Genomic DNA, 6,737 nt, shown 5'->3' on the forward strand with positions numbered 1-6,737 from the left:
AATGGGTTTGTCTCTTATTGGCAATAAGAAACCCACACCAATTTCAAATAATATTAATTTCTCCACTACACCTTCAGGTTTTCTTTTCGATAAAGAACCCCACTGTATTGCTATTGCTTTGCTATAACTCGTTGTACCATCCCATTTCCCCCTACACTTTGATTAAAAATTTTAAAATATGGCTCTCTAGGCACCCTCACAGTGAAAATTCAGCTTTAAGAAACTCAATTCTAATCACTTAATAACCTATCTATTACCAACCCTAAACATTTTCTTCAATGAGAAAAAGATCTAATCTTAACAATTGGGCAGCCCATTACTTGCCTGCCTTTGGCTTCACATAGGCCTTAAATTTTCAAAGTCCTTAAAACCTTTATCACCTTAATCAATTTTACTCACCTATTTAAAAAACCTAATCACAATTATGAAAAAGTTAATTTTATCATTTCTGGCCATTGCACTAGTGGCTACCCAAGTTTGGGCCCAAAACGGACAGGCAAATGCCTCTGCTGTTATACAAGTGGGTTCTCATGATTTCGCAAAAGTTACCCAAACCAATGTTAATGTTGCAGCCAGGTTTACCCTCCAACTTAACAAGTCATTAGTTTTCCAGGCTGGAGTTGGTAATGCAGCCTTTGTTGATCAAGCCAACTTGAATGTTTTAAGTAGATTAAGCTTACAGGCCAACAGATCAGCTATTTTCCAATTTGGTTGGAATAAGGCCGTAGTTATTCAAAGGAATGCAGCTGCAGCCTTGTTTAACTTCCAGCTAAACAATTCGGACATATTTCAGTTCGGTGCTAACTTTGCCTTGGTTGCACAGAAAAACTTAAATATCCTGTCCAAAGCATTCCAGGTTAATAATAGTTTTATTTTGCAAATTGGGGCAAATGCTGCAGAAGTTTTTCAAAACAACACTTCGGTTTTGTCGCTTAGCGGCCAGCTTAACAATTCCAAAATAATTCAAGTAGGTGCAAACCAAGCCTTGGTGGCTCAAAAGAACACCAATATTGGAGGATTAGCTATTCAGGTTAACAAATCTGCCATTATACAGAGAGGAATTCTAAACCATGCTACCGTATTGCAATCCAACACAAATATTGTAGGTGCTGCTGTTCAAGCCAATGCTTCTGCAATTGCACAAAGAGGATTTGCAAACTCAGCTAAAGTAGTACAAACCAATGCGGATATATTAAGCGCTGTACATCAGCTTAACTTATCTGCCATTGCGCAAAAAGGTGCATTGAACCATGCTGCGGTAGTACAAACCAATGCTTCTATTTTAAGTGCTGCTACTCAGATAAATGCATCTGCAATTGCACAACGTGGATTAGGCAATACTGCTCTTGCTGTTCAAACTAATGCTTCCATTCTAAGTCTTGCCTTCCAGGCAAATGCTTTAGCAATTGCTCAGAAGGGTGCTTTTAACCATGCCGCTGCAATTCAAACCAATAAATCAGTTGGAGGACTTGCATTTCAACTAAATAAAGCCGCAATTGCTCAACTTGGAAAAGCCAACAGTGCTGCTGTAGTTCAAACTAATGCCAATATCCTTAGTGCTGCCGCACAAGCTAACTTTGCAGCAATCGCTCAAGTTGGATTTGGAAACCATGCTGCTGTTGTACAAACTAATATTGGAATAGGTGCTCTCGCGGCTCAAGCAAATGCTTCTGCCACTTTGCAAATCGGCGCATTGAACTCAGCAGCTACCGTTCAAACCAACGTAGCAGTTGCTGCTGCAGCTGCACAAGCTAACAAAGCCGCAACCATTCAGATAGGCTTTAAAAACTTTGCAAAAACCGTTCAAACAAATGCAGATGCACTTTCAGTTAGTGCGCAAGCCAACCTTTCTTTAATCGAGCAGATTGGAGCAGGAAACTTTGCTTTAGTGACACAAACCAATATTGGTGCCTTAGCAATTGATGCCGAAGCTAACGCCTCAGCAGTTTTCCAAAAGGGATTTGCTAACAAAGCTATTGTAACCCAAACAAACTTTGGAAACCGCATACATGCCAGCGCTAATGCATCCCTAGTGGTACAAAAAGACCATGCCAATACTGCCATTGTTACTCAAACCAACATTAATGCCCATTAAGCCAATCATCTTTATTAAAAAGTGGTCATTTATTTCTGACCACTTTTTAAAACCCGACAAATGAACTGAGCACTATAAAATGGTAAATTTGGGTTAGATATAAAATAGAAAAAATACTGGGATGACTACTTCAAGATCCTAAAGATCAGATCCCAAATTTAGTAGACTAAAAATCTACTTGTTAACAAAGGAAAAGATGAAGAGTTTGTCAACATAAGTTTTCTTCCATAAATCCCAATCCGTTATAAATAAGTTCTTTTGTCAAAATCCAAATAATAAGTAGCGCAATTCTTTCTTTGCGCTGCTTATTCCCTCTCTCCAGAAATACTACAAAACATGAAAAGCCCTAATAAAATAAAATTTACCATCCTTTATACTTTAGCGGGGTTGTTCTTTTCAAACTTATCCTTTAGCCAAGATCAAGATATAATAAACGAGGAAGAGCAACTGTTGATTAATCTCTATCAATATCCAAGTCTTTACAATTGGCCTACACCATCAGAAAATCATTCCTCACACAAAAACAATACACATTCTGGCAATAATACAATCATATATCAGGATGGTATTCGAAACACAACCATAGTCAATATATCGGGAAAAGGAAATAAAACAACTCTTATCCAGGAAGGTCATGAAAACCTTTCAAAAATAAATTCAAAAGCTGGCAATAATGAATTTGAGATCCTTCAAAAAGGAAATGAAAATATAATTAAACAATCTGTTTCTAGTGAACATACGAAATTCATCATCAAACAAAGAGGGGATAACAATGTTCTTTACCAGATTGATAATGGTAATAATTGGAAAAGACCCATTATGGTTAATCAAACTGGAAATAACATGAGATTAACAATTGAATTGAAGAAAAATGAATACTAGAAAACAAAAAGGGAAAGATCCCACAAATACCCTATATCCAATCAATATATAGTTCTTGTAAAAGAATTACCAACAATTTAAGATTTGTCAGTGGTCAACATTTTTTTTCTTAACTCCCCATACAGGAACCCTCCTGTATGGGATTTTTTATTGACAATTAAATGGTTATATATAACCAAATGAAAATAAAGTGGAAGATTAATCTTCATCCTCTAGTTTTGTTCTACCCAAATCCAAAATGCTTTGCTGGTCACTACCCAATTTCGGTAATCTTAAATCCAATTTTTCCAATGTCTCTATGATTATTTGACTAATAGTAACCCTCGTAAACCATTTATGGTCTGCAGGAATAACGTACCATGGGGCATGGGAAGTAGAAGTCTTTCGAATAAGTTGTTGATAGGCCTGCATATAATCATCCCAATAATTGCGTTCCCTAATATCACTAAAGGAAAACTTCCATTGTTTTTCAAGGTTATTGAGCCGCCCTAAAAACCTTCTTTTTTGCTCCTTTTTAGAAATATTTAAGAAAAACTTTAAAACAATTGTTCCCATATCGTGAACAAACCCTTCAAAGCGGTTAATCTGTTGATATCGTTGATGCCAAAATTTTTGATCAATACTTGTTAATTTTTCATACCCAGGAATACGCTCGTTCAAGACCAGCTCAGGATGAACTTTACAAATCAATACATTCTCATAATGACTACGGTTAAAAATACTAATCATCCCTTTTTCAGGAAGAGCAATCACATGACGCCAGAGGTAATTTCTGGCCAATTCAGATTTTTCGGGGTGTTTGAAACTGTGGACAATACAACCTTGAGGGTTTATCCCACTCATCACGTGTCGAATAACTCCATCTTTTCCAGCTGCATCCATCGCCTGGAGAATAATGAGCACCGCGTATTTATTGGAAGCAAATAACCGATATTGTAATTCAGCCAATCTTTTAGTGTTTTTCTTTAAATCACTGGAAGCCTCATTTTTGGATTTATAAATTCCTGTAAAAGAGGTAGGATAATCAGAAAGAGTAAACTGTTTTGAGTTTACAACCCTAAATTGTTTAGCCTTGCTCATGGGTAATTCAATTGGAAAAAGGAATCCTTTTGGCTAAAACAAAAAAAATGACTGAATCACTTCAGTCATTTTCATTATTTCTTATAATCCAATATTCTTTTTAATAGCAACTATTAAGCTTTTAAACTATCCTTTTTCAAACGTTTCGAATTTTTTGATGGATCGTACCCATTCATTTCCTTCTGATAGTAACCGGTTCCATCATATACTCTCTTTTTAGGATGATCCTTACAAGTTGTCGAACAAGCTCCTTCATATTCCCAACCACAATCTTGACAAATGGGAACATGAATGTTACATTGAGAATTAGCACAGTTAACCATACGGTCTGATTTGGTTCCGCAGATATAACATTCTGAAATCACCAAAGGGTTTACTTTATTGACTTCCTTAGCAATACGCCCATCAAATACATAACATTGGCCTTCAAAATCTTCACCACCAGCTTCAATCCCATATTTTATAATCCCTCCATGTAATTGGTAAACATCTTCAAAACCTTGTTCCAAAAGGAAAGCACTGGCCTTTTCACATTTTATCCCCCCAGTACAATAAGTTAAAACTTTCTTGTCTTTGAGATGTTCCAATTCTTTTACCTTCTCAGGAAACTCCCGAAAATTATCAATATCCAGGGTAAGGGCATTTTTAAATTTCCCCAACTTATGTTCATAGTTAGAACGCACATCCAAGATCACAACATCATCATGATCCTTCATCTCCCTGAATTCATCGGGTTCAAGATGTTTACCTGTTCTTTCATTAGGGTTAATATCATGTAGTCCAACGTGAACAATTTCTGGTTTAACCCGGACATACAATTTTTGAAAAGCATGAGAGACATGTGGTTCAACTTTAAAATCGGTATGGGCAAAACGCGGGTCAGCCTTTACAGCTTGCATATACTTTTCACAGTCCTCTTTTAAACCAGAAACCGTTCCATTTAAACCCTCACCAGCTATGATAATACGGCCCAACAATCCCAATTCCAAACACAATTGATGATGCTCTTCCCGAAAAACTTCTGGCTCCCCAATAGTTGTGTAGCAATAGTAAAGTAAGATGCTATAGTTCTTCTCTTCCATTTTACCTCCTTCCTTGTCGCATACAAGGTGGTTTTTGTTAATGAATATTTATTAATGAAAAATTAATTGTGAATTAGTAGCCCTGATTAATTTGAATTAACCAGGGGTTAAAAAAACTGAATTTAACCCATTGGCCTTTGTAACGCTGATTTCACAAGTCTTAATTACTTTAAAGCTTTCCCTAACCTCAAATCAAAAGAATTAAACTTTTTGAGCAGGATTTCCAAAGAATGTTTCGCCTGCCGGAACATCAGAAATCACCACCGATCCTGCTCCAACCCGAGCTCCTACTCCCACTTTAACACCAGAAACAATAGTTACTCCTGATCCGATAAATGCATTTTTCCCCACATGAACACCAGTATTAATCACACTTCCGGCACCCACCTGAACAAAATCTTCCAAAGTGGCACTAAAATCGATAATGGCTCCTGAATGTAAAATACAATGATTGCCAACTTTTGCCTGAGTTCCTATCACCACAGCTGAATTAATAAAATTTCCATGGCCAATATGGGCGTCTTCAGAAATCATGGAACTTTTGTGAACAGCATTAACGGGCTGAATTTTTCGACGTTCGTTTAACATTTTCACCAAATCTTGTCGAATGGTATTTTCATCCACGGCCACAAATGCTTCACATTTTTTACCAATATATTTAAGAAACCCATCATCGTCCGTACTTCCCAAAACGGAGATTTCATTGATTTCTGTATTGTGCAAGCTTTTATCATCATCTAAAAAAGCATACACCACGACACCATTGTCTTTAAATATTTCCAAAGCAGCCTTCCCTAGTCCACCTGCTCCAAATATAATTACCGGATTATCCATATCATCTTCATTTTAAGGTCTGCAAAGGTACATTTATCTCTTCAATTCTTCAATTGAGATGCTCTTTTATATCATATTCCTAGATTAAAGGTCAACCTAGGTTTCTTTGTTTTAAAAAAACATCAATAACCCAATGTTCTTCCATCACTTCTTATTAATTAATCTTTGGTTCTTAATTTTCTTCTCCTAAAAAAGTAACTGGGAAAAGATATCTTAGCATTGGGCCAGATAAGAAATAATAAAAAAGGCATAAAGCCAATTTGATAACGATTTAAGGTCCCAAAATTTGGTGCCGTAAATGCTAGAACAGTAGCAGAAACTAAAATAAACAGGAGTAGAGCAATTAGATATGGACGTTGATTCTGGACGGGGAACTTTGTCTTGGAGGAAAAAAAACGTAACACCATGAAAAATAATAATGTTTTTTCCAATGCTGCCAAAATTTGTAACCAAGTCGACGCCTCAAATAACATGGGCCGAAATAAACCTGAAAATAAAGCTTTGGGTAAATAAAAAACTATGCTGGTCCATTCTGAAGATAACCCAGAATAAATTATCATATCTTCATAAGAAGACTTACTCTCAAAAATTTTATAGTTTTCAACTATTACTCCAATAAATCTTGAAACATACAGATTGGGATGAAGCTGTGTAAATCCGCCGAAAAAAAGAACCAATAACAAAAACCAAAAAGCCAACCTTTTCCAAAGTTTTAAAGAAACCATATAAGGGTTAATCCAACGATACAAGAAACAGGAAAGCAT

The 6,737-nt window shown here is 36.2% G+C and carries 6 protein-coding genes; 2 read left to right on the forward strand and 4 right to left on the reverse strand.

Annotated elements, in window-relative coordinates:
- The first annotated feature begins 424 nt into the window (after window positions 1-424).
- Window positions 425-2,095 carry a hypothetical protein gene (locus tag E1171_RS10785; RefSeq protein WP_155206016.1) on the forward strand — a complete coding sequence of 557 codons (1,671 nt, stop codon included), beginning with the start codon at window positions 425-427 and terminating at the stop codon, window positions 2,093-2,095.
- 336 nt (window positions 2,096-2,431) lie between these two features.
- Window positions 2,432-2,977, forward strand: coding sequence for a hypothetical protein (locus tag E1171_RS10790; protein WP_155206017.1), 546 nt, complete (start codon window positions 2,432-2,434; stop codon window positions 2,975-2,977).
- Window positions 2,978-3,175: 198 nt separating this feature from the next.
- Here E1171_RS10790 and E1171_RS10795 read toward each other — a convergent pair whose 3' ends face one another.
- The 4 genes from E1171_RS10795 to E1171_RS24265 form a co-directional block, all read right to left on the reverse strand.
- Complete coding sequence (locus E1171_RS10795; protein ID WP_155206018.1) at window positions 3,176-4,057, reverse strand: polyphosphate kinase 2 family protein; 882 nt, start codon at window positions 4,055-4,057, stop codon at window positions 3,176-3,178.
- A 113-nt stretch (window positions 4,058-4,170) separates the two neighbouring features.
- A complete protein-coding gene (trhO, locus tag E1171_RS10800) occupies window positions 4,171-5,139 on the reverse strand; it encodes an oxygen-dependent tRNA uridine(34) hydroxylase TrhO (RefSeq protein ID WP_155206019.1) in 969 nt (322 codons plus the stop codon).
- A 201-nt stretch (window positions 5,140-5,340) separates the two neighbouring features.
- The gene (locus E1171_RS10805; RefSeq protein WP_155206020.1) at window positions 5,341-5,973 is read right to left on the reverse strand and encodes an acetyltransferase; all 633 of its coding nucleotides are present in this window, start codon (window positions 5,971-5,973) and stop codon (window positions 5,341-5,343) included.
- Between the two features lie 158 nt (window positions 5,974-6,131).
- Window positions 6,132-6,737, reverse strand: a 606-nt coding sequence (locus E1171_RS24265; protein ID WP_222931467.1) for a hypothetical protein, incomplete at its 5' end; no start/stop codon positions are given.

This window comes from Xanthovirga aplysinae (assembly GCF_009711365.1).
GTDB classification, from domain to species: Bacteria; Bacteroidota; Bacteroidia; order Cytophagales; family Cyclobacteriaceae; genus Xanthovirga; species Xanthovirga aplysinae.